The sequence below is a fragment of the Gilliamella sp. LMG 34362 genome (assembly GCF_984569125.1).
The window spans coordinates 965,359-990,859 of record NZ_OZ474902.1 but is presented as its reverse complement, the minus strand read 5'-3'; the positions used below and the strand labels follow the sequence as shown (position 1 = coordinate 990,859).

Sequence of the window (25,501 nt, the reverse complement as noted above, 5' to 3'; positions counted from 1 at the left end):
TATAACGATATATTACATAATAATGATTCCAATCAAATCGGCAAATAACCACTTTGTATAGTAGCAATTGTGTAAATAGTTTTTAATTATATGATAGTTATAAAAATAATATTATTAACTGAAAAATATGCCATTCAAAACTATCCACCAACTTCAGTTGATCCCATTGAAATAATGAAAATTAGAATGTAACAATAAAGATTATCTACTAAGGATTTAGTTAATACGATTGATCAATCCAATAGAGATTATGAAATTTTAAATGGAAAACATCAATTGCCTTAACAACGATAAAAAATCTAAATCATATACTGAATATTTCATTTGAGAGCTTAATTAGATAATTTGTATTGAGATAACATTGGGCGTAATCAATAGCTGATAATAAGTATGAAAACGCCCCTATAATCAAATTTTTTAACAATTAGAAACTAATATGATCAATATATCCTTTCACTATATTGACACTATTAGTGAATAATTTTTTTTCGTTGTCATTAAAATTAAGTTCGATAACTTTTTTAATACCATGTTGATCTAAAATTGCCGGTACGCCTATTGCCAAATCTTTATAACCATACTCACCATCTAATACACAACTAAGAGCTAATGCTCGGTGACTATTGGTAAAAATATGTTGGCAGATCTCTGCAATAGTACTAGCTATACCATATTCAGTACAATGCTTATATTTGGCTATTTCAAAGCCTTTGTTTTTTGCTTTTAGCCCAATATCATTAAAATCGATGTTTTTACTTTCTAAATCGTTGAGATTGATACCATAAACCGATGAGTGTGACCAAACTGGAAATTGGGAATCACCATGCTCGCCAACAATAAATGCATCAATACTTTGTGGACCAATATCCATCTGTTCTCCTAATAGTCGTCGTAAACGCACGGTATCAAGCCAAACACCAGTACCAATAACTCTATGACGAGGTAAACCAGATAACTTCCACACTTGATAAGTAATCGCATCACACGGATTAGTAGCAATTAAAAATATCCCTTTAAAGCCACTTTTCATCATACTAGGAATAAGATTAGCCATAATTTTAGACGTACCTACAAGTTCTTCAGCCCTGCTTTTTTGCGCTAATCCGGAGGTAACAGTAATGACTGCAATATCAATATCGGCACAGTCCGTCGATTCACGCAAACTGACTTTAATCATATTTTGTCGATATGCTGCGGCGTCTAATAGATCTTGCCCATGACCGTAAGCTAAATCCTTATTAAGATCAACCAGTGCAATTTCTTCACAAAAGCCACGATTGACCAATGTATAAGCGGTAGTTGAACCAACATTACCTACACCAATAACCATTACTTTACGCAGTTTCATATTTAAATCCACCTTTTTAAATTACTGATTTTTAAGTTGTATAAATATCGTTGATTACTTCACTATCATATACCTTTACCATTAATAAGCAAGGAGCAGCAAATAGTTGATATAAATCGTTTTTAATAATAATTATTCGATAATAACAATTACTAATTTGAGTAACCTATTTTATTCTGTTAGGCTGTTTGTGAATATATAAGGAAAAGAAAGAGAAAAGAGATGAAAAAGAAAAAATTAATTACATTATTATCCCTAGTTATGCCATTAACGGTTAACGCTTTGAATTTACAAGGTACACAAACTTTTACTGATGAAGTAAATATTCCGGAAACACATAATTTCGAGAGTTTTAGAGATAATGTTACATCGGCAATAAATATAACTTCTGGAAGTAATACTGTTTTTGAAAAAGATGTTAGCATAATTATGTCCAGAGATGATTTACACAATCTTGATGATAAGTTTAACATTTCAGGTATTAGCGCATTTTCACCGTGGTCTCCGATAGGAGAATCATTTGTTGTATTTAATGGAGATCTTAACATTGAAATGAACGGCGAGAAAATGAATGCTATTTCTTTATTAGATAAAAATGTCAACTTGACTGTTAATGGAAAAGCAAATTTAAGATCTAAAAGTAGCGAAGATGATGAGACTATTTTTATTATGGGAGGAAGTAGTATAACATTTAATGATGAAACACATATAGATAGTGATATTGATGCTATTTTTCTATCAGGAACTGGTTCAAATGTGACATTAAATGGTGAATCTTATATCAATGGTAATCTTTTTATTAATAGCGGTGCATTATTAGAAATCAAAAATAAATCCATTATAAAAGGCGATATATGGGCTGAGTTTGGTGGTAAGGTAATTCTAGATTTAGCTGCGGGCTCTAAAATTGTCGGGGAAGTTTCAGCATTTGGAGACCCTGATGATCCTGACGAGCCTAATCAAGATACCACAGGAATTATAAAAATGAATCTAGCCAAAGGCTCTTCTTGGGAACTTGATGGTTACGATTCTTATTTAACTGAATTATCAGGACAAGGAAATATAATATTTACTAATATTGAGAATGATAATGATGACTACTTTGGTGAGCTCGTTATCGAAAATTTAAAAGGAGCTTCGACGTTTAATTTACGTACCGATATTGCCGCTCAACAAAGCGACAAAATTATTATCTCAAAATCATCTGATACCAATCGAACAGTTTCAGCTGAAGGAACCCATACGATTAACCTAATTAATAATGGTTCTGCAAAAACTACTGGTAATGAAAAGTTAACTCTAGTTGAAATCGATGAGAATGCGACAAATACAGCAGAATTTAAAACTAATCATGATGTAGAACTCGGTGGTTATCAATATAGTTTAAATAAAGAAGGGAAAGATTATGTCCTCACAGGACAACCGATTACCTCATCGGCTATGGCGAGTGTTAGTTTTCTTAATGCTAACTATTTGATGAGTTATGTTGAAACTCAAACCCTTTTAAAACGTTTAGGTGATATGCGAACTAGTGGTGAATTTGGTGATGTTTGGTTACGTGGTTTCACCGGTAAATTAGATTCATTTTCTGGTGGCAAATTAAGCAAATTTGATATGCGCTATCATGGTTTCCAATTTGGGGCAGATAAACAACTATCTGAAAATTCACCATTTGTCATTGGTGCTTTTGTTGGACAAACTTATGGTGACCCAAATTATCGTAAAGGTGATGGTTCACTGCGTTCATTTAACACCGGTCTATATGCAACTTATTTAGATAATAGTGGCTTTTATATTGATGGTGTTGCCAAATATGACCGTCTAAAAAATCAATTTAAAGTTAGAGATACAGCGAATAATCGTGTGCAAGGTTCAGGACATTCCAATGGAGTTGGTGTATCAATGGAATTAGGTCAGAAATTTAAAATTAATGATTTCTATATCGAACCACAAACACAGTTATCATATAGTCATCAAAATGGTACTACGATTAATGCTTCTAATGGCCTTAATGTTAAATTAGGCAATTATAATTCATTACTAGGCCGAGCATCAGCTCTATTTGGTTATGAATATAAATCAGATAAAAATAGCATCAATCTCTATGCTAAAACCGGTATTGTAAGAGAGTTTGATGGTGATACTTACTATAAACTAAATAACCATAAAGAAAGCCATTCATTTAAAGGCAATTGGTGGAATAATGGCGTTGGTATAAACGCTCAAATAAATCAAAATCATAATATTTATTTAGATTTAGAAAGCTCACCAGGGAATAAATTCGATTTATTACAAGTTAATGGTGGTTACCGCTATTCGTTCTAATGCATGACTTTATTTAAATCTGACATATCAATCACACGCTGATTAATTAAGCGTGTGATTTTTTCAATTATTATTAAGTTTAACACTACATTAGCTATCAATCTAATAGATGTATCTATCTACGCTTTTTTTGTATCTTTATTTAACATTAATAGAATTAGTTATAAAAAATAATTTGACTTTCATTAATTAAATGATAATAATTCTCATTAACATTTAAATGTTATGATTTTGTTATTAATAATTTATCTAGAGAAGGATTTCATTCATTTCTGATTAGTTTTATCTATAACTTATTTTTGTATTTCGATCTAGCTTGAGCAAGTAGTATTAATAAGGATTCGCTAATGAAATTTAATTTTTTTAAAAGCCGCAAAACGTTATTAAATATGATATTAACATCATTGTTAGTTTTAACTGGCTTAGCTAATTCAGCATCGGCTGATGAAAAGAAATTTAAAGTGGTTACCACATTTACCGTCATTCAAGATATTGCCCAAAACGTTGCAGGTGATGCTGCAATTGTTGAATCCATTACCAAGGTAGGAGCCGAAATTCATGAATACGATCCTACCCCAAAAGATATTACTAAAGCTCTCTCTGCCGATTTGGTGCTTTGGAATGGTTTAAATTTGGAACTTTGGTTTAAACGTTTTTTTGAGGATATTAAAGATGTACCTTCAGTTGTAGTTACAGAAGGAATCGATCCTATGCCAATTCAAGAAGGCAGTTATAAAGGTAACCCAAATCCACATGCTTGGATGTCACCAACCTTAGCTTTAATCTATATTGAAAATATTCGAGCCGCTTTTGTTAAATATGATCCTAAAAATGCCGAAATTTATAATAAGAATGCCGCAGATTATGTAGCTAAAATTAAAGCGCTAGATGCCCCACTTCGTGAGCGTTTAGCTAAAATTCCAGAATCACAACGTTGGTTAGTCACCAGTGAAGGGGCATTCAGTTATTTAGCTCGTGATTATAATCTTAAAGAAGCTTACTTATGGCCAATTAATGCGGAACAACAAGGTACTCCCAAACAAGTTAAGAATCTTATTGACTTAGTTCGAGCGAATAATATCCCTGTCTTATTTAGTGAAAGCACCATTTCAGATAAACCTGCAAAACAAGTCAGTAAAGAAACCGGTGCTAAATACGGTGGTGTGCTATATGTTGATTCACTTTCAACTCAAGATGGCCCAGTACCAACTTATATCGATTTATTAAAAGTGACTGTTGAAACAATCGCTAAAGGATTTGAAAAATAATGACTCAAATTTGCTTAAATGTTGATGATATTACCGTGACTTATAATAACGGTCACACCGCAATTCATGATGCAAGCTTTCGTTTAAATGGTGGCACAATCTGTGCGCTGGTTGGCGTTAATGGTAGTGGTAAATCAACACTATTTAAAAGCATTATGGGAATGATAAAACCAACTAAAGGACAAGTGACTTTTAATAATATTTCGGTAAAACAAGCATTGAAGCAAAATATTATTGCCTATGTTCCACAAACAGAGGAAGTCGATTGGGATTTTCCGGTTTTAGTTTCTGATGTGGTGATGATGGGACGCTATGGTCACATGTCTTTTTTGCGAATACCAAGTAAAGAGGACAAAAGACAAGTCGATTTAGCGCTAGAACGGGTCAATATGTTAGATTTTAAACATCGCCAGATTGGTCAACTTTCTGGTGGTCAAAAAAAACGTGTTTTTTTAGCAAGAGCTTTGGCTCAGCAAGGTAAGGTATTGTTGTTAGACGAGCCATTTACCGGCGTCGATGTTAAAACAGAAAATGCTATTATCGATCTGCTTAAAGATCTTCGTGATGAAGGCCATTTAATTTTGGTTTCTACTCATAATTTAGGTAGCGTACCTGAATTTTGTGATCAAGTGGTGTTAATTAACCAAACCGTATTGGCTTTTGGCGAAACAAAAACCACCTTTACACCACAAAATTTGATGACTACTTTTGGTGGTGCATTACGTTATTTAAGCTTGTCAGGTGAACAATTGCATGAGGATGAAGATCCTCGCAAGATGTCGATTTTAACTGATGATGAACGTGCTGCTGTATTTTACGGTGAAGGTAGTGATAGTTCACCTCATCAAGATTTATTAGTCGAACCAACGATAATTGAACCTAAAGGGCAAAACTAAATGGAATTACTTCTGGAACCTTTTACCTATGGCTTTATGTTAAAAGCAATTTGGGTAAGTAGTATAGTTGGCGCCGCTTGTGCATTTTTATCAGCGTTTTTGATGTTAAAAGGCTGGTCTTTAATGGGTGATGCCCTTTCCCACTCTGTAGTACCTGGTGTAGCTGGTGCCTATGCGATCGGCTACCCTTATTCGGTTGGGGCGTTTTTTACAGGCTTGTTGGCAGCTTTATCAATAATCATTGTCCGTGCTTTTACCCGTTTAAAAGAAGATGCAATTATAGGTTTTATCTTTTCCACCTTTTTTGCTATTGGCCTTTTAATCATCTCATTAAATCCAACCTCAATTAATGCTCAAACCATTATTTTTGGGAATATTTTGGGAATTGATGATAGTGATATGAGACAAGTGCAAATCATCATTCTGGTTTCGTTTATTTTGTTATTCTTATTCTGGAAAGATCTGTTAGTGGTGTTTTTTGATGAAACACATGCACGCTCTATTGGTTTAAAACCATTACCATTAAAGATTCTATTTTTCACTATTTTAAGTGCTTGTACGGTTGCAGCTCTGCAAACTGTGGGGGCAATATTAGTCATTGCGATGGTGGTAACGCCAGGCGCAACCGCTTACTTACTCACTGATAGATTTACAAGGTTATTAATTATTTCTGTGGTTATTGGTGCATCAACTAGTGCAATTGGCGCTTGGATAAGTTATTTTTTAAATGGCGAAACCGGTGGCGTGATTGTGACACTACAAACCTTAATCTTTTTGACTGCTTTCTTCTTTGCGCCAAGACAAGGATTGATTTCCAACCGTCGTCGAATTAGACAAGCAAGACGCATTAAAGGGGGAGTGGTATGACTATGTTATGGGAGCTGATTTATCATCCCCTAACAATTCCTTTTGTTCAACGTGCTATTCTGGCTGCCTTAGCTACGGGGATTGTTTGTGCTTTGCTATCGTGCTTTTTAGTATTAAAAGGCTGGTCATTAATGGGGGATGCTATTTCTCATGCAGTATTACCTGGTATTGTACTCGCTTATTTAATTGGAATCCCCCTAATAATAGGTGCGTTTACTTCAGGATTATTTTGTTCTGTCGCCACCGGTTATATTAAGGAAAACAGTAGAATTAAAGAAGATACCGTGATGGGTATTGTTTTTTCGGGAATGTTTGCTTTTGGCTTGGTGCTATTTTCTAAAGTTGAAACATCCCAACATTTAAACCATATTCTATTTGGTAGCGTATTAGGTACTAGTTATCAAGAATTAATACAGATTATTGCTATTGCGGGCATTGTTTCGGTTATAGTGATTGTTAAGCGCCGTGATTTAATGTTGTACTGCTTTGATGCCGTACAAGCCAAAGTGGTAGGTTTGCCTGTTAAATTATTGCATTACGGTTTATTAAGTATTTTAGCATTAACCATTGTTGGATCACTAAAAGCCGCGGGTGTTATATTGGTTATTGCAATGCTAATTGCACCTGGTATCACTGCATTTTTATTAACCAAACGATTTGAGAAAATGCTAATAATTGCCGTGATTGTATCGGTTTTTTCGACAGTAACTGGCACATTAATCAGTTTTCATTTAGATGCATCTACCAGTGCTTGTATTGTGATTTTACAGGCGTTTATCTTTATTGTTGCTCAGTTTTATCGAGTCTATGCTAACCATAAGATAAAGCGTTAATTGTTCTAGTGTAAATGTTATATTTTTTCACATTTACACTAGTTATTTAGTTGATTTTATTATTCATCATCTAAATATTTACTGGCATCAGCATAATTATCAAATCTTGAAAATTGACCTTGGAATTTTAATCTCACTTTACCTATTGGGCCATTACGCTGTTTACCTAAAATGATTTCGGCAATACCTTTATGTTCCGAAGCTTCATTATAGACTTCATCACGATAGATAAACATAATCACGTCAGCATCTTGTTCAATAGATCCTGATTCACGTAAGTCAGAGTTAACAGGTCGTTTATCGGCACGTTGCTCTAAGCTACGGTTAAGCTGAGAAAGTGCAACCACTGGGATTTGCAATTCTTTTGCTAATGCTTTTAATGAGCGTGAAATTTCAGCGATCTCAAGTGTTCGGTTTTCAGAAATATTAGGTACACGCATAAGCTGTAAATAATCGACCATGATCATACTTAATCCTTTATGTTCACGATAGATTCGTCGTGCTCGTGAACGCAATTCCATAGGTGTTAATCCTGATGAGTCATCGATATAGATATTTTTCTTCTCAAGGAGTAAGCCCATAGTGCTCGATATTCTAGCCCAGTCATCATCTTGTAGTTGACCTGTACGAATACGAGTTTGGTCGACACGTGATAGCGATGCTAACATACGCATCATAATTTGCTCTGATGGCATCTCAAGACTAAAAATAAGAACCGGTTTTTCTTGCATCATGGCGGCATTTTCACAAAGGTTCATAGCAAAGGTGGTTTTACCCATTGATGGACGAGCCGCGATAATAATTAAATCTGAACGTTGTAAACCTGCGGTTTTCTTGTCTAGGTCAAGGAAGCCTGTCGATACGCCAGTCACTCCATCATGTGGGCGTTGGAATAGTTCTTCAATTTTTGCTACCGTAGCTTCAAGCACATCGGTAATATTTTTAGGCCCTTCACCTTGCTTGGTACGACTTTCGGCAATTTGGAAAATTTTGCTTTCAGCTAAATCTAAAATTTCCGTACTATCTCGACCTTCAGTTGAGTAACAGTTGTCGGCTATTTCATTTGAAGCACTAATCAGTTCACGCAATATAGCTTGTTGACGAATAATATCGGTATATGCAACCACATTAATCGCACTAGGGGTATTTTTAGAAAGTTCAGCTAAATAGGCAAATCCACCAACATCGATCAGCAAATCCTTACTTTCTAAACTTTCGGAAAGTGTTATTAAATCAATCGGAGTACCACGACTGACTAAGGTATGCATTTCTGAAAATATTAATTGATGATGACGAGAATAAAAATCGCGGTCAGTAATCATTTCTGCGACAACATCCCAACGTTGATTATCCAACATTAGGCTACCAAGCACAGCTTGTTCTGCCTCGATAGAGTGAGGAGGCAACTTTATATTTTGCAGTTTTGATTTTTTTGCGTCTTGATTTTTGAGTTCTTTATTCGAACTTGTTTCATCATTTTTCATTGCATTCATCTTTGTGTTTTTAAATTAATTTAACCTATAACTAATTCGCTTACTGTATAAATAATGGACCTAAAGCGCAATTAGGAATTTGATATTCTAATGGATAATCCACCTGAACCAAATATAATCCTTCAGGTTTTGCCGTTGCTGCTGCTTGGGTACGATCTTTTGCCGCTAATAAAGCTTCGATCCATTGTGGTGATTGGTTACCTGCACCAACTTCCAACAAACTGCCAACAATATTACGCACCATATGGTGAACAAAAGCATTAGCTTTAATATCGACAACAACATATTCACTCTGTCTTGTAACTTCAATATGGTGAATATTACGCCATGGAGTCCGTGACTGACATTGCGCAGCTCTAAATGATGAAAAGTCGTTTTCACCTAATAAATATTGTGCTGCTTGATGCATGAGTTGTTCATTTAATGGCAGATAATAATGTGACACACCTTTAGCTAAAATAGCCGGACGATAACGATGATTATAAATAATATATCGATAACGGCGAGCTGTTGCGCTAAATCTAGCATGAAAACTATCATCAACACTTTTTGCCCAGCGTACAGCGATATTGTCAGGAAGATGTGAATTGACTCCCATTGTCCATGCTCCTTCAGCACGCTGAGCAGTGGTTTCAAAATGAATTACTTGCCCTGTTGCATGAACTCCGGCATCAGTTCTCCCAGCGCAAAATACCGCGATAGGTTCATTAGCAATTACTGACAAGGCTGATTCTAATCTTTGTTGTACTGAATCAACATGTTGTTGACGTTGCCAACCAAAATAACCGCTACCATCATATTCAATACCTAAGGCAATCTTACAGGTAGTCATTAATTAAGATCTCTAACGTCTCGATTAACATTAAACCACCTAAATAACGGACATTATCCGCCACTGACCAAAATTGAATTTGCTCATAATTACCATAACTGTGTCGTAAATTAGCAAGTTTGATCGTCAGATTACTTTCAGCATCAGTATTTACTTCGGTTACCGGTGTTGGTAAATCTTCACTTTTTACTTCAACGCCAAATTCACCAAAACGGGCCATATCTAATTCAATTGGTAAACTGCTTGAAACATTAACTGCTTGGGCCAATCCATAAAATACGGGAACAATAACTGATTCAATAGAGATAGGTAAATCATAATTGCTTATCACTTTACGAATTTGATTAATTTGTGAGTGTTCACCTAAACTTAAGTGGTCAGACTCATGAGAAACAGGTAACAAATTAAAAGCAAGTTGATTGTCAAACAGTTGATTATCAACAGGCATACCATTTAGTAACCGAGCACTTTGCCCAGCAAGTTCGTCAACACCTGGTTTGCCATATAATGAAGAAGGAATAAAACTACTTAAATGTAAATTAGTCAATAACTGAATATCGGTTAGCGAAGCAACACAGCGTAGTAATTGTGAAACGGTAGGGCTAGCAACAGCTATAATGTTTTCATTGCGATATTCGGTGAGTACACTGTCATTTACTTTCGGTACAATTAATGGAATATGATCCTGATCAGCAAAAAAACCACTAGCATCAATAACGATACAGCCTGCTTGCGCTGCTGTTTGAGCATATTTTTCACTGGTTTTACTGCCGGCAACAAAAAAAGCAAAATGACATTGACTCCAATCCATCTGCTCACTATCAATAACCGTTAAATTTTTACCAGCAAAACGCACCACTTCGCCAGCGCTGTTATCACTACCAACTAGGTAAAGATTATCAATTTCAAAACTTTTTTTTGGTAAGCTATGTTCTTGCAATAACTCAACCAACGCAGAGCCTACTTGCCCTGTTGCACCAACAATAGCTATATTCCATGCAGTCATATATTAAACCCAAATTAAAAAATATAGCTGTAATTATACCACTATATTGCCAAAGATTTTGCAAAAAAGATGTTTTCTAACTTTGGAATATTGCTCGAAAAAATAGATATTAGCTAATTACAATTTCGCTGTTCTTCGTTAAAGTGATTTTATCTGTTATTCGATTGCAGTAAGAATTATGGCAAAAATCACATTATCAGCGATTGCGAAAAAAGCTAAGGTTTCAGTAGCATCTGTATCTAGAGTACTAAGAACTCCTAATATGACATCGTCACGAACTCAATCTATTGTTTATCAAGCCATGAAAGCTTTAAATGTTGATCTGTCAGAAAACTTGAAAGATTACCAACTAGATCATTCCAGTAATAGAATACTAATTATTGATAACCAACTTATTTCAAAAAGTTTAATCAATTTTGGTATTGAACAAGCTTTATATGAAGTTAAATTACAATTTTGCTATTTACAATTTTCTTACCAAGACGACAGTGATATTTATCATTTGATTCAGTACATTACTCAAAATCGCTTTATTGGTATTTTAATAATTAATCAAGCACCTTATTTAGACCATCTGTATAGTTATAAAAAATCACTACCGCCAATGGTATTTGTGAATCATTTTAAACATAATTTTTCTTGTGTCTATTTTGATCATCTCACAATTGGTTTTAAAACAACGCAACAATTAATTAAAAAAGGCAACCAACGGATCGCTATTTTTGTTAATAGCGATAAAAGCATCAACTCATCGTTTTTCCTACAAGGTTATCAACAATCCTTACAACGACATAATTTATCAATTGATTCTGACTATATCATTCAAGGCTGTTTAACTTATGAACATGGTCGAGATGCAATTAAAACCTTATTAAATAGTAATAAACCACCAACAGCTATTATTTTTGAAGATTTAAGCAGTTTATCTTTTTTCGATTCAGATAGTTATCATGCACAAAATTATTTATCTTGTTATCGTTCTCTATTTGGTGCCTTACATCAAGTCAATAAAGGCCAATCAAATCTGTTAAAATCGCTGTCAATTGCTTATATTAGCCATAGCAATGAATATCAATATAATGACTTGGATAAATTGAATAGAATTAACAAACCACTCTATGAGATGGGCAATAAATCAGTACACTTACTTTGTGATTTACTTAAACAAAATATGACATCGTTAGCACGATGCCATATTATCGAAACAGAAGCTTTTTTTATCAACTAAATATCTGTTAATAAAAGGTAGTTAAAAAGTTAGGAAGTTGAAATCAATCTTTTAGGTGACAATTTATCCAACAGTTGTATACCGGCACCAATAAATTGCTGATCTTGATAAATTCTAACTAAAGTTTCTACTGCTACACTGTCAGCTAATTTGATAGTTCTACCTAATAAGATATCGCCAGCTTGGCTATCATTCAATTGCACTTTCGGACTATCTTGTAATGGACTATCTACCGGCATGAGTAATTGTGTTTTATCAGTAATATTTTCTAACTCATCCAAGCCAATCATTTTATCGATTGGATAATTTGACACTTGTAAACGTCTTAAATAAATCACATGGGCTCCACAACCGAGTAATTCACCTAAATCATCAATGATAGTACGGATATAAGTCCCTTTTGAACAATGGATCTCTAACGTTAACTCCTTTTTAATCGAATCATATTGAATAAACTGGTTTTCGTAAACCGTGATCGGTCTGGCTTCCCGTTCAATGACAATACCTTGACGAGCATATTCATAAAGCGGCTTACCTTGATATTTTAAAGCCGAAAACATGGTGGGAACTTGTAAAATATTACCACGAAAATGAGTTAATGCTTGCTCAATTTGAAGTTGAGTAACATCAACGGGTTTGGTACAGATTATTTGCCCATCAGCATCAGATGTGTCTGTCCGCTCACCCAATTTAGCAATTACTCGATAACGCTTGTCAGAATCTAATAAGTATTGTGAAAATTTAGTTGCTTCGCCAAAACAAATCGGTAACATTCCTGTTGCTAAAGGATCGAGAGCACCAGTATGACCAGCCTTTTTAGCATTAAATAGTCTTTTCACTTTTTGTAAGGCATCATTTGATGTCATGCCTTGTGGTTTGTCTAATAACAAAACGCCGTGAACATCACGGCGAATTTTTTTTATATTCATCATAGATATTTAAATTGAAACGGATAACACTCCTCAATATTTTTACAAAAATTGAGTGCTTTTAATTATTAATCTTTATGACGTTCGTTGTCTTGCTTAATCACATCAGAGACTAAACTAGACATCTGCATACCTTTGACAAGCGATTCGTCATAAAAGAATTTAATTTCAGGAATAATTCGTAAACGCATAGCTTTACCGATCAACGTTCGAATATACCCTTTTGCATCATTTAAGACATTCAATCCTTGTTCAATAATTTGTGGATCATCATCATTTAAAAAAGTGACAAATACTTTGGCATAAGAGAGATCACGTGAAATATCTACACCAGAAACAGTCACCATGCCTAAGCGTGGATCTTTGATTTCACGCTGTAAAATAATCGCAATCTCTTTTTGTAATTCATGTCCAACTCGAGATGATCGATTAAATGCTTTTGCCATATCTATTTTCCTTAAAATGTGAATAAGCAAGGCTAAAACCTTGCTTATAACATGTTAACGTATTAATTAAATAGTACGTTTGATTTCGACAGTTTCAAAGACTTCGATATTATCACCAACACGAACATCGTTGTAGTTACGAACACCAATACCACATTCCATACCATTACGAACTTCGTTAACATCATCTTTGAAGCGACGTAGTGATTCAAGTTCGCCTTCATAGATAACCACGTTATCACGTAATACACGAATTGGATTATGACGCTTAACTACGCCTTCAGTAACCATACAACCAGCAATTGCACCAAATTTAGGTGATTTAAACACATCACGTACTTCGGCAAGGCCAATAATTTCTTGCTTATATTCTGGAGCAAGCATACCGCTCATTGCTTGTTTAACTTCATCAATAAGGTCATAAATAACTGAATAATAACGTAAGTCTAAGTTTTCAGCCTCTACAACTTTACGCGCAGATGCATCAGCACGAACGTTGAAGCCTAAAATGATCGCATTAGATGCTGCAGCAAGTGATGCGTCAGTTTCAGTAATACCACCTACACCTGAACCAATGATTTTAACTTTAACTTCATCAGTAGATAGTTTAAGTAATGAATCAGAAATTGCTTCAACGGAACCTTGTACGTCAGCTTTAAGGACGATATTAAGTTCAGATACATCACCTTCAGTCATGTTAGTAAACATGTTTTCAAGTTTAGCTTTCTGTTGACGAGCTAGTTTAACATCACGGAATTTACCTTGACGATATAGGGCTACTTCACGAGCTTTCTTTTCATCACGAACAACTGTCGCTTCATCACCTGCTGACGGTACACCAGAAAGACCTAAAATCTCTACCGGAATTGAAGGACCAGCTTCAGTAACTTCTTTACCTAATTCGTTACGCATCGCACGAATACGGCCATATTCGAAACCACACAGTACAATATCGCCTTTACGTAAAGTACCTGATTGAACCAGCACAGTTGCCACTGAACCACGACCTTTATCAAGGAATGATTCAATAACCACACCACTAGCCATACCCGTTTCATAAGCAGTAAGCTCAAGAACTTCCGCTTGTAACAGAATCGCTTCTAATAATTGGTCAATACCCGTTCCCGCTTTTGCTGAAACATGAACGAATTGAGTATCTCCACCCCAATCTTCTGACATAACGCCATATTGAGCTAGTTCGCCTTTAACACGATCTGGATCGGCTTCAGGTTTATCAATTTTGTTAACCGCAACGACAATTGGTACATTAGCGGCTTTAGCATGTTGAATCGCTTCAATGGTTTGTGGCATAACACCATCATCTGCTGCAACAACTAATACCACGATATCAGTTGCTTTAGCACCACGAGCACGCATTGAAGTAAATGCAGCATGGCCTGGGGTATCTAAGAAAGTGATTTCGCCACTTGAGGTTTTAACATGGTAAGCACCAATATGCTGAGTAATACCACCGGCTTCACCTGAAGCAACTTTCGCTTTACGAATATAGTCAAGAAGAGATGTTTTACCATGGTCAACGTGTCCCATGATAGTCACAACTGGAGCACGTGAAACTTTTTCTGCACCTGTATCACGGTCGCTCATTAGTGATTCTTCAAGTTCGTTTTCACGACGAAGTACCACTTTGTGTCCCATTTCTTCAGCAACCAATTGTGCTGTTTCTTGGTCAATAACCTGATTAATAGTTGCCATTGCACCCATTTTCATCATGGTTTTGATAACTTCTGAGCCTTTTACAGCCATTTTGTTGGCTAGCTCGGCAACAGTAATGGTTTCACCAATAACCACATCTCGGTTAACAGCCTGAACTGGTTTGTTAAAGCCTTGTTGTAAAGTACTTTTGCCTTTTTTCTTGTGGTTACCACGAGTTACAGCTCGAGCTTCTTCACGTTCAGCTTTACCTTCAGATAATTTGCTGGCTTTTTTCTGCTTAGTCTGTTTAGTACCACGACCACGACCTCGACCGCCTTCGACTTCACGATCGGTATCATCTTCAGCAGCACGAGCATATTTAGAAGTAGTTACGTGATAATCTTCATCATCACTGTTATTATTGGTTTCTTCTGTTTCGTTATATTGTTCAGCAAGTTTACGCGCTTCTTCCGCCATACGTTTGGCTTCTTCTTCAAGTTTACGGCGGTTTTCTTCTTCAGCTTTACGTTTAATTTCGTTAGCTTCAGCTTCTAAACGTGCTTTTTCTTCTTGTGCTTTTTTCACTTTTGGATCAGCTGCTTGTTCTTGAGCTGCTTTAGCCTTTTGTTCTTGACTACGCTTTTTAGCTTCTGCTTCTTCACGTTTCTTTTGTTCTTCAGCAGCTAATTTTGCCTTTTCTTCGGCTTCTTTACGCGCTTTTAACTCAGCTTCTTGTTGCGCTTTTTGTTCTGCTTCAAGACGTGCTTTTTCTAATTCAGCTGGATCTTGTTTAACAATAGTTCGTTTTTTACGAACTTCAACTTTAATTTCTTTGCTTTTACCACCGCCACTTGACACATTCAATGTTGAATGTGTTTTACGTTGTAGTGTTAATTTTGTTGGGCCTTGCTGAGGATTTAAATGCGCAAGCAAAGCTTCTTTTTCCTTTTGGGTAACAGAATCAGATGCAGTTTTTTTAATACCAGCATCAGCAAACTGTTGCAAAAGCGTTTCCACTGGAGTTTTTATCTCTTGAGCCAGTGTTTCGATTGATACTTTGGTCATGTATTACTTTCCCTCAATTATTCATTTGCAAACCAACAAATATTACGGGCAGCCATAATAAAATCGCCAGCTTGTGTGCTTGTTAAACCTTCAATATCCGCAAGATCATCTGTACCTTGTTCAGCTAAATCTTCTAAAGTTACCACATCTCGTTGTGCTAATTGATAGGCTAATTCTTGTGTCATACCTGGTAGATCTAATAAATCTTGAGCAGGTCGTTTATCACCACTATGAGCAAGAGCGATAGTTGTTAATGCATCTTTTGCTCGATTTCTTAATGCTTCAACCAGCTCTTCATCAAGTTCATCAATTTCTAATAACTCTTCAACTGGTACATAAGCTAGTTCTTCTAATGAAGTAAAACCTTCTTCAACTAAAAGCTGGGCAAGATCTTCTTCAATATCTAAATGTTTCATTAGATTATTAATTGCTGCAAAAGATTCTGCTTGATGTTTTTCTTGCAAATCTTCTGTGCTCATAACATTTAACGTCCAACCAGTAAGTTGTGATGCTAAACGAATATTTTGTCCATTACGACCAATTGCTTGTGGTAATGTTTCAGCATTAACTGCGACATCCATAGTGTGTTTATCTTCATCAACCACGATTGACACAACATCGGCTGGCGCCATAGCATTGATAACATATTGTGCAGGATTATCATCCCAAAGAACAATATCGATACGCTCACCACCAAATTCATTTGAAACCGCTTGAACACGTGCGCCTCGCATACCAACACAAGCACCAACAGGATCAATACGACGATCGTTACTGCTAACAGCAATTTTAGCACGAGAACCTGGATCACGAGATACACCTTTAATGTCTATCATCTCTTCACCGATTTCCGGCACTTCAATGCGGAATAACTCTTCCATCATTTTCGGATTTGAACGGCTAACACAAAGTTGTGCTGGTTTATTATCTTGTTCAACAAGATATAAAATACCTCGCACACGATCACCAATTCGGAAATTTTCACGAGGTAACATATCATGGCGAGACATCATTGCATCAGCGTTATTACCTAAATCGAGGATAACGCTATCACGATTGGTCTTTTTAACAATACCAGTCACGATATCACCGATTCGGTTTCTAAACATGTCAATCACCATTGCACGCTCAGCTTCACGTACTTTTTGGACAATAACTTGTTTAGCGGTTTGAGTTGTAATACGGTCAAACGCGACTGACTCAATTTGTTCTTCTACGTAATCACCTAATTTTACATCAGGCTCTTCAAACTGTGCTGCTTCAAGGGTTATTTCTTTGGTAGGTTGAGTTACTTCATTTACCACTAACCAACGACGGAACGTATCATAATCGCCAGTTTTATGATCGATTTTTACAATAACATCGATATCAACAGTATGTTTCTTTTTAGTGGCCGTCGCTAATGCGGTTTCAAGCGCTTCGAAAATCTTATCTCGGGTAAGTGCTTTTTCATTAGATACTGCTTCAACAACAGCTAAAATTTCTTTATTCATCCTTTACACCTGTACTCTATTTAAGGTTAAAATTCGGTACAATGTTTGCTTTTTGAATATTACTAAAAGCAAACACTTCATCATTTCCATCTACATTAAACGTAATCATTTCATTCTCAATGGATTTAATCTGTCCTTTCCACTTGCGACGATTGGCAACAGGAATACGCAAACTGACGATGACTTCTTCACCAACAAAACGTTGATAGTGTTCAAGCGTAAACAAAGGCCTATCCATACCTGGAGATGAAACTTCAAGATTGTAGGCGTCTGTGATAGGGTCTTCAACATCAAGTACCGCACTAATTTGTCGACTAACATCAGCACAGTCATCAACGGTAATACCATTTTCACTATCAATATATACGCGTAAAACGGGATAGCGACCACGAATATATTCAATACCAACTAGCTCAAAACCAAGCGCATTAACTGGTTCTTGAATGATATCGGTCAATTGCTGTTCTAAATTAGCCAAACAAACCTCCACTGCAGAAAATAAAAAAGGGCATAAAGCCCAACATTCCTTTTAAACTCACGTTTGAATCATAACGCATAAAAAAACCCCGACAAGCGAGGCTACATTTAAAATTTAACATAATGAAGCCACTTGATTCGAACTTTCAGACAATAATAATAGGATAGATTAATGTATGAATGAAAATTTAAGTGGTTGCGGGGGCTGGATTTGAACCAACGACCTTCGGGTTATGAGCCCGACGAGCTACCAAGCTGCTCCACCCCGCGATAGATGGCTGAAGATTATACTATGTTTTGTAAAATATGCAACCCAAAATCATACTAGAATTATCAAAATCGTTTAAAGTCATTGAAAACTAAGCAGCTATAATTTTGTGTCGCAACTAATTACAATTAATCTCAAGTTATGATTAATATAAGTACAATTATTGTTTTTTCAAGTAATAAATTCCGCTGAATAATCAGCGGATAGTTTTACTGTTATTATTTTTGCGTTGCAGCTTTCATCGTTTTAACGAAACTAGCTAGTTCGCTCAACATTTTGGTTGGATTATTAAGGTTATTCTCAATAATTTTGACCGTTGCCGATCCTGCAATTGCGCCAGCAGCACCAGCTTTAATTGCTTCACTCACTTGATTTGGTTCTGAAATACCAAATCCTTGAATCGCAGGCGGTGCTTTAAACTCTGTCAATTTTTCCAGTAAATGAGTTAACGGTTTATTCGCACGATTTTCAGTACCGGTTACACCAGCTCGTGAGACTAAATAAGTATAACCTTTACCATGCTTAGCAATATTTTTTATTACCTCATCATCAGCATTAGGTGGGCAGATAAATATCGGAGCTATGCCATGTTTTTCTGCAGAACCAGTAAACTCTTGTGCATATTCAACCGGTAAATCAGCAACTAAAACAGAATCAACACCAGCTTTAGCGCATTTAGCATAAAAGTTATCAATACCATTTTTAAATACTAAATTGGCATAGATTAACAATCCAACAGGAATATCTGGATTGCTAGCTCGAATGTTAGTTAAAATTTCGAAACATTTTTCAACGGTTATACCACCATTAAAAGCACGGATATTAGCATTTTGAATTGTTGGTCCATCCGCCATTGGGTCAGAAAAAGGAATGCCTAATTCTAATGCATCAGCCCCTGCATCAATCATGGTTTGAATAATTTGACTTGAAAGTTGTGGATTTGGGTCACCAACTGGAACAAAAGGAACAAATGCACCTCGTTTTTCGACTGTTAAACGATCAAACAGTTTTTGATAACGACTCATTCTATTTCTCCTTTTGCTTTAAATATATCATAAACCGTAAAGATATCTTTATCACCACGACCAGATAAATTAACAATTAATAATTGTTCTTTATTTGGATTTTCTTTAATCATTTTCAGTGCATAAGCTAATGCATGCGATGACTCTAATGCAGGAATGATACCTTCACTTCGAGATAATGCTTTGAAGGCTTCAAGCGCTTCATCATCAGTGGCAGAGACATATTCTGCTCGACCAATACTATCTAAATATGCATGTTGTGGTCCGACTGCCGGAAAATCAAGGCCAGCAGAAACCGAATAAGACTCTTCAATTTGCCCTTCATCCGTTTGCATCATTGGTGTTTTCATACCAAAGTAGATACCGAGTTTACCATGTTTTAGCGATGCACCATGTTCACCACTTTCAATACCATGTCCACCTGGCTCTACACCAATTAATCTAACTGATTTATCATCAATAAAATTAGCAAACATACCAATTGCGTTTGAACCACCACCAACACAGGCGATGACTGCGTCAGGCAAACGACCTTCTTTTTCCATAATTTGCTGTTTTGCTTCACGACTAATCATTTGTTGAAATTCACGCACAATGGTCGGAAATGGATGTGGGCCAGCAGCTGTACCTAACATATAGTGTGCGGTTTCATAACTACCAGACCAATCACGTAATGCTTCATTACAAGCATCTTTTAACGTGGCAGAACCGGTTTCAACTGGAATGACGGTAGCACCCATTAATCGCATTCTAAATACATTTGGAGCTTGGCGTTGAACATCTTTTGCTCCCATGTAAATTCGGCATTTTAAACCTAATAATGCGCAAGCTAATGCTGAAGCGACACCATGCTGACCAGCACCCGTTTCGGCAATAATCTCTGTTTTACCCATTCTTTTAGCCAGTAATGCTTGGCCTAGTACTTGGTTAGTTTTATGGGCACCACCATGGACTAAATCTTCTCGTTTTAAATAAAGTTTTGTTTTGGTACCTGCAGTAAGATTTTTACACAATGTTAATGCGGTTGGTCGACCTGCATAGTTCACCAAAAGGTCATTAAATTCTTTTTTAAAACTTGCATCGTGTATCGCCGATATAAAGGCATCCTCAAGTTGTTCTAGCACTGGCATTAATATTTGTGGTACATATTGACCACCAAATTCGCCAAAATAAGGATTTAATTTAGACATAACCATTCCTTCAATATAATTAGTTAAATTTGTTCAAATACTGCTGTAATTTTTTGTTTATCTTTAATTCCGGCCGATATTTCAACACCTGAGTTAAGGTCAACGCCAATAACATCAGTAGCGAGTGCTTGACTTACATTTTGTGGATTAATACCACCAGCCAAAATGACATTACTTAAATCTTTACCCTTTAATAATGACCAATCAAAACTTTTACCCGTTCCGCCAGCACCATTATCAAATATATAACGAGAGACTAATGGATTATCATGGTTCGGAATACTATCACTAATACTTAATGCTTTCCAAATTTGACAAGTTGTTGGCAATTGTTGGCGGAGTGTTTGAATATAATTATCATCTTCATGACCATGTAATTGTACTGCGTACAGTGATAATTGTTGCGCTATTTGGCAAACTTCGTCTATATCACTATTTTTAAAAACTCCCACCCAATTTAATGGTGCTGCTGCAATAACACTACGTGCTTTAGTTGGTGTAATATATCTTGGTGAATTAGAGACAAAAATTAATCCGCCATAAATCACACCTGCTTGATAGACAGTTATCGCGTCCTGCGCTCTGGTTAAACCACAGACTTTATTTTCACCTAGGATCACCTTACGAATAGCTAGATTTAAATTTGACTCAGACATTAACGCGCTACCAATTAAAAAACCGTTAGCATAATGGCTAAGATCTTTAACTTGATTATGAGTGTAAATACCCGATTCACTGATAATAATTCGATCATCAGGGATAGATTTAGATAATGTTTTTACTCGATTTAAATCTACTGACAGATCACGAAGATTACGATTATTAATACCAATAACTTTTGCGCCAAGATTAATGGCTCGTTCAACTTCTTGTTCCGTACTTGCTTCAGTTAAAACTCCCATTTTAAGTTGATGAGCAATTTGGCTAAGATGGCGATACTCATCATCATTTACCACTGATAACATTAACAAGATAGCATCCGCTTGATAATATCGAGCTAAGTAAATTTGATATTCATCAATAATAAAATCTTTGCAAAGTACTGGTTGTGTGACTTCATTACGCACCATAGGCAAAAATTCAAAGCTACCTTGAAAATATTTTTCATCAGTTAAAACTGAAATCGCTGAAGCATAATCTTTATAAACTTTAGCAATCGTTGCCGGATCAAAATCATCACGAATTAAGCCTTTAGATGGTGACGCTTTTTTACATTCTAAGATAAATACCGTTTTCGGTTGATTTAATGTTTGATAAAAATCACGATCACTTGCTACTACTTTACTTTTAAAGTTAGTTAGTGGTTTTTTAGTTTGCTGTTCGGCAAGCCATAACTGTTTATCTTCAATGATTTTTTTTAATACTGTTGCCATTTCAACATTTTCGGTTAATGCTGCAATTGCCATGTTATTCTCCACTTATTATCTTGCTGCTAACTTTTGTAATAGCTCATAAGCCTTGCCACTATGCATCAATTCAATTGCACGTTGTGCATTTTGTTTTAAGTCTGGTTCACCAAACAAGCTAATTAACATAGCTACATTAGCCGCGATAGCCGCTTCATGAGCTGGTTTACCATGTCCTTGTAAAATAGCTAACAACAAATCACGATTCATTTCAGGTGTACCACCCTCAATATCTTTTAAAGTATATTGTTGTAAACCAAAATCCTTTGGTGTTAGCGTAAAATAGCTGATTTCACCATTTTTTACTTCGGCTACTTGAGTCTCGCCATGAATAGCCACTTCATCCATACCTGCACCATGTACTACATATGCATGGGTATAGTTCAACATTTTTAATGTTTCTGCAATCGGTTTTATCAAATCAGGATGATAAACACCGAGTAAAATACGTTTTGGTCGTGATGGATTTATCAACGGACCTAGCACATTAAAAATTGTTCGTGTTTTTAATTGTTGACGAACTGGCGCAGCATGACGGAAACCTGAATGATATTGTTGAGCAAATAAGAAACATACCCCTAATTCATCAAGCGCTTTACGTGAGGCTTCCGCTGACATGTTTAATTTAATACCTAAAGCAGATAGTACATCGGAAGATCCTGATTTACTTGATACCCCTCGGTTACCATGTTTAGCGACTTTATACCCTAAGGCTGCAGTAACAAAAGCACTAGCTGTTGATATATTAATACTATTAGTGCCATCACCACCTGTACCAACAATATCGGTAAAATCATAATCAGGAACTTCAAAAGCATCTGCATTTTCAAGTAATGCTTGCGCAGCACCAGCAATTTCATCTGGTTTTTCTCCTCGCACTTTCATACTTATAATCGCAGTTGCCAAAACAGTTGGTTCAATTTTACCTTGAATAATTAAGTTAAATAGTATTTTGCTCTCTTGTTGTGACAATACTTGTCCTAAATACAATTTATTTAAAATCGGTTGAATGTTGTATTCTTGCTTATCGACAATTGCCTCTTGTTTTGCTTGCGGTTGTTTTTGGACTGGATTAAGTGCCCATTCAATGGTTTGCTCTAATAATTTTACTCCTTGAATGGTTAAAATCGATTCAGGATGAAATTGAAAACCACAAACCCGATCCTCATCATTACGTACTGCCATAACAATGTTATTACACATGGCATTAATCGTTAATGTTTTCGGTATATTTTCACCTTTTAAAGAGTGATAACGAGCCACCGGTAATGGATTTGGTAAGCCTTTAAACATAGCTTGACCATCATGTTCAATTAATGAGGCTTTACCATGCAAAATATCACCAGCTGGTACAATCATACCACCATAAGATTCGACAATCGCTTGATGGCCTAAGCAGATACCAATAATCGGTAATTTCCCTTTTAAACGTTTTAGTAATTCAGGCATTGAACCAGCTTCGCTTGGCGTACCTGGTCCTGGCGATAACATTAAGATAGGATTTTGCATATGTGATAATTTTTCGATAATCACATCCGCCGGAATAGTATTACGGTAAATCGTCACGTTATGTTGATTATGACGTAACTGATCAACTAAGTTATAAGTAAACGAATCAACATTATCAATAAATAAGATATTAGCCATTAAAATACACCTTCTACATTATGTGCTGCCATAATCGCGCGAACAACAGCACGAGCTTTGTTACGTGATTCGTCCGATTCTGATTGAGGTTCTGAGTCTAAAACAACTCCACCACCAGCTTGCACCGTGGCAATGCCATCTTCAACATAAGCACTACGGATAACAATACATGTATCCAAATCACCACTAGCGGTTAAATACCCCACTGCTCCACCATAACTGCCACGTTTTATTTTTTCTGATTCAGCAATTAACTGCATTGCTCTTACTTTAGGTGCGCCGGTTAATGTTCCCATATTCATTGTTGCTTGATAAGCATGCAGTGCATCAAGATCAGTCCGCAACTGGCCAACTATTCTTGAAACAAGGTGCATAACACACGAATAACGGTCAACTTTTAATAACTCTTTAGTATAACGAGTGCCCGGTTGACAAATACGAGCTAAATCATTACGGGCTAAATCAACCAGCATTAAGTGTTCTGCCAACTCTTTTTTATCAGTGCGCATTTCAAGTTCTAGTCGGCTATCCAAATCATAATCAATCTCACCACTTGCGGTTAAACCACGTGGTCGAGTACCGGCAATAGGGTAAATTTCAACTTGATTATTGGTCTTGTTATATTTAAGGGCACTTTCCGGTGATGCACCAAATAGAACAAAATCGCTATCTTGCATATAAAACATATATGGACTTGGATTGGTATTTTTTAACACTTGGTAAGCAGATAAAGGTTCAGGGCATGGTAATGAAAAACGTCTTGAAGGAACGGCTTGAAAAATTTCACCTTGTTGGATAGCATCCTGCATTTTTTTAACTATGGTATTGAAATCATCATCACTCTTATTACATGAAACATTTATTTCTGCTAAAGATTGAGTCTTAATTGCTTTCATCGGTTGATTAAGTTTACTTTGCAACTCTGTTAAGCGTTGATTCAAGCGTTTTGTCTCATCAGGACAAGAAGTAAATGCCGTTGCTTTTAATAATGAAACACGGTCTTTATGATTAATTTCCAGTAATGTTTCAGCTAAATAAAAGCGAAAGTCTTGGCAACGTTGTTCGGTTGGTAACAGAGGTAAATCCTCAAAGCCAGCAACAAGATCATAAGCAAATAAACCACCGACAAATACTGCATCAGAACTCGCTTGTTGTGGGATATTAACGATGTTTAATAATGTTCTTAGTGCATCAAAAATTGATAATGACTTTAAGCGAGAATCTTCATCTTGCAAATTATCAATAGCCGGAAAAACTAGCTGAAGATTATGTTCATCTAATTGTGTTTTAGCAACGTTATCAGGAAAAGCTTGTAGCAATAAAGGCAATAATTTTTTTCCGTTACTGGTTAAAGCTTGAAAAGTGACTTGGTTATTGAGTGCAGAAATAGTCAAAGCACTATCAACTATCATTACACTTTTAATACCTTGCTTATTATCAATTTCAGCTGATTCCAGTAACAATGTTGCCGGTTTGTTATCACAAAGTTGATAAAATACCTGAGTCGGATCCTGATAATAACCAATGGTTTTAATTATCTGTGTTAATGTAGGCTTATTCATTGTTGACTCTCTTTTATAAAATTATTTTTATCTTTGCAAAACTAAAATACCCGCACTGAGCGGGTATTATGAAAAAAGGATATCATCACATCACCCGCAGGAAGTAATGCGCCACCAACCCAAAACGGTAGTTTGTTTACAATGCGTTAATGTGAATTGCTGATTTATCATTATTATGTCTGCTAGAAAAGATTTTGTACTATTAAACTAGTTCAGTGATGTATTGTCAAGTGAATATTTTATG

At 35.9% G+C, this 25,501-nt stretch carries 20 protein-coding genes and 1 tRNA gene; 6 read left to right on the top strand and 15 right to left on the bottom strand.

The features are described 5' to 3' along the window. Positions 1–424: 424 nt before the first annotated feature. A complete protein-coding gene (locus AC5LWZ_RS04640) occupies positions 425–1,348 on the bottom strand; it encodes an L-lactate dehydrogenase (protein ID WP_198221869.1) in 924 nt (307 codons plus the stop codon). Between the two features lie 222 nt (positions 1,349–1,570). On the opposite strand from AC5LWZ_RS04640, the gene AC5LWZ_RS04635 reads away from it, so the two are divergent. The 5 genes from AC5LWZ_RS04635 to AC5LWZ_RS04615 all read left to right on the top strand — a co-directional run bounded on the left by AC5LWZ_RS04635 (position 1,571) and on the right by AC5LWZ_RS04615 (position 7,537). Continuing rightward, positions 1,571–3,673, top strand: coding sequence for an autotransporter outer membrane beta-barrel domain-containing protein (locus AC5LWZ_RS04635; RefSeq protein ID WP_493464053.1), 2,103 nt, complete (start codon positions 1,571–1,573; stop codon positions 3,671–3,673). Between the two features lie 389 nt (positions 3,674–4,062). Further along, positions 4,063–4,941: a metal ABC transporter substrate-binding protein gene (locus tag AC5LWZ_RS04630; protein WP_370547451.1), complete on the top strand. Its 879-nt coding sequence runs from the start codon at positions 4,063–4,065 to the stop codon at positions 4,939–4,941. Further along, positions 4,941–5,837, top strand: a complete 897-nt coding sequence (locus tag AC5LWZ_RS04625) for a manganese/iron ABC transporter ATP-binding protein (RefSeq protein ID WP_198199157.1) — start codon at positions 4,941–4,943, stop codon at positions 5,835–5,837. Before AC5LWZ_RS04630 ends, AC5LWZ_RS04625 begins: the two co-directional genes overlap by 1 nt. Continuing rightward, complete coding sequence (locus tag AC5LWZ_RS04620) at positions 5,838–6,704, top strand: metal ABC transporter permease (protein ID WP_198199156.1); 867 nt, start codon at positions 5,838–5,840, stop codon at positions 6,702–6,704. Continuing rightward, the gene (locus tag AC5LWZ_RS04615) at positions 6,701–7,537 is read left to right on the top strand and encodes a metal ABC transporter permease (RefSeq protein WP_493464052.1); all 837 of its coding nucleotides are present in this window, start codon (positions 6,701–6,703) and stop codon (positions 7,535–7,537) included. Before AC5LWZ_RS04620 ends, AC5LWZ_RS04615 begins: the two co-directional genes overlap by 4 nt. Positions 7,538–7,596: 59 nt before the next feature. Here the strand turns inward: AC5LWZ_RS04615 and dnaB are convergent, their stop codons facing one another. Genes dnaB through AC5LWZ_RS04600 form a run of 3 tightly spaced genes read right to left on the bottom strand, consistent with a single transcriptional unit; the run spans position 7,597 to position 10,868 of the window. Beyond that, positions 7,597–9,021 (bottom strand): replicative DNA helicase, encoded by a 1,425-nt coding sequence (dnaB, locus tag AC5LWZ_RS04610; RefSeq protein ID WP_232350066.1) that lies wholly within the window; start codon positions 9,019–9,021, stop codon positions 7,597–7,599. A gap of 49 nt (positions 9,022–9,070) precedes the next feature. Beyond that, the gene (gene truA, locus AC5LWZ_RS04605) at positions 9,071–9,862 is read right to left on the bottom strand and encodes a tRNA pseudouridine(38-40) synthase TruA (RefSeq protein WP_493464051.1); all 792 of its coding nucleotides are present in this window, start codon (positions 9,860–9,862) and stop codon (positions 9,071–9,073) included. Continuing rightward, on the bottom strand, positions 9,849–10,868 hold the full coding sequence (locus tag AC5LWZ_RS04600; RefSeq protein ID WP_110448316.1) for an aspartate-semialdehyde dehydrogenase: 1,020 nt from the start codon (positions 10,866–10,868) through the stop codon (positions 9,849–9,851). The genes truA and AC5LWZ_RS04600 overlap by 14 nt, the downstream gene beginning before the upstream one ends. A gap of 178 nt (positions 10,869–11,046) precedes the next feature. On the opposite strand from AC5LWZ_RS04600, the gene AC5LWZ_RS04595 reads away from it, so the two are divergent. Then, positions 11,047–12,096, top strand: coding sequence for a LacI family DNA-binding transcriptional regulator (locus tag AC5LWZ_RS04595; protein WP_198221883.1), 1,050 nt, complete (start codon positions 11,047–11,049; stop codon positions 12,094–12,096). A 29-nt stretch (positions 12,097–12,125) separates the two neighbouring features. Here the strand turns inward: AC5LWZ_RS04595 and truB are convergent, their stop codons facing one another. The 11 genes from truB to AC5LWZ_RS04540 form a co-directional block, all read right to left on the bottom strand. Continuing rightward, positions 12,126–13,028 carry a tRNA pseudouridine(55) synthase TruB gene (gene truB, locus AC5LWZ_RS04590; RefSeq protein WP_493464050.1) on the bottom strand — a complete coding sequence of 301 codons (903 nt, stop codon included), beginning with the start codon at positions 13,026–13,028 and terminating at the stop codon, positions 12,126–12,128. A gap of 65 nt (positions 13,029–13,093) precedes the next feature. Next, entirely contained in the window at positions 13,094–13,471 is a 378-nt protein-coding gene (rbfA, locus tag AC5LWZ_RS04585; protein WP_294882859.1) for a 30S ribosome-binding factor RbfA, read from the bottom strand. A gap of 66 nt (positions 13,472–13,537) precedes the next feature. Beyond that, positions 13,538–16,189: a translation initiation factor IF-2 gene (infB, locus tag AC5LWZ_RS04580; RefSeq protein ID WP_198246946.1), complete on the bottom strand. Its 2,652-nt coding sequence runs from the start codon at positions 16,187–16,189 to the stop codon at positions 13,538–13,540. A 17-nt stretch (positions 16,190–16,206) separates the two neighbouring features. Continuing rightward, the gene (gene nusA, locus AC5LWZ_RS04575) at positions 16,207–17,682 is read right to left on the bottom strand and encodes a transcription termination factor NusA (protein WP_110448321.1); all 1,476 of its coding nucleotides are present in this window, start codon (positions 17,680–17,682) and stop codon (positions 16,207–16,209) included. 16 nt (positions 17,683–17,698) lie between these two features. Beyond that, complete coding sequence (gene rimP, locus AC5LWZ_RS04570) at positions 17,699–18,160, bottom strand: ribosome maturation factor RimP (protein ID WP_065578449.1); 462 nt, start codon at positions 18,158–18,160, stop codon at positions 17,699–17,701. Positions 18,161–18,352: 192 nt separating this feature from the next. After that, positions 18,353–18,429, bottom strand: a tRNA-Met gene (locus AC5LWZ_RS04565). A gap of 216 nt (positions 18,430–18,645) precedes the next feature. After that, positions 18,646–19,452 (bottom strand): tryptophan synthase subunit alpha, encoded by an 807-nt coding sequence (gene trpA, locus AC5LWZ_RS04560; protein WP_294882766.1) that lies wholly within the window; start codon positions 19,450–19,452, stop codon positions 18,646–18,648. Then, the gene (gene trpB, locus AC5LWZ_RS04555; protein ID WP_493464049.1) at positions 19,449–20,642 is read right to left on the bottom strand and encodes a tryptophan synthase subunit beta; all 1,194 of its coding nucleotides are present in this window, start codon (positions 20,640–20,642) and stop codon (positions 19,449–19,451) included. Before trpB ends, trpA begins: the two co-directional genes overlap by 4 nt. 23 nt (positions 20,643–20,665) lie before the next feature. Continuing rightward, positions 20,666–22,048 carry a bifunctional indole-3-glycerol-phosphate synthase TrpC/phosphoribosylanthranilate isomerase TrpF gene (trpCF, locus tag AC5LWZ_RS04550; RefSeq protein ID WP_493464048.1) on the bottom strand — a complete coding sequence of 461 codons (1,383 nt, stop codon included), beginning with the start codon at positions 22,046–22,048 and terminating at the stop codon, positions 20,666–20,668. A 15-nt stretch (positions 22,049–22,063) separates the two neighbouring features. Further along, positions 22,064–23,695, bottom strand: coding sequence for a bifunctional anthranilate synthase glutamate amidotransferase component TrpG/anthranilate phosphoribosyltransferase TrpD (gene trpD, locus AC5LWZ_RS04545; RefSeq protein WP_110448326.1), 1,632 nt, complete (start codon positions 23,693–23,695; stop codon positions 22,064–22,066). Then, positions 23,695–25,257, bottom strand: a complete 1,563-nt coding sequence (locus tag AC5LWZ_RS04540; RefSeq protein ID WP_086359749.1) for an anthranilate synthase component 1 — start codon at positions 25,255–25,257, stop codon at positions 23,695–23,697. Before AC5LWZ_RS04540 ends, trpD begins: the two co-directional genes overlap by 1 nt. Between the last annotated feature and the right edge of the window lie 244 nt (positions 25,258–25,501).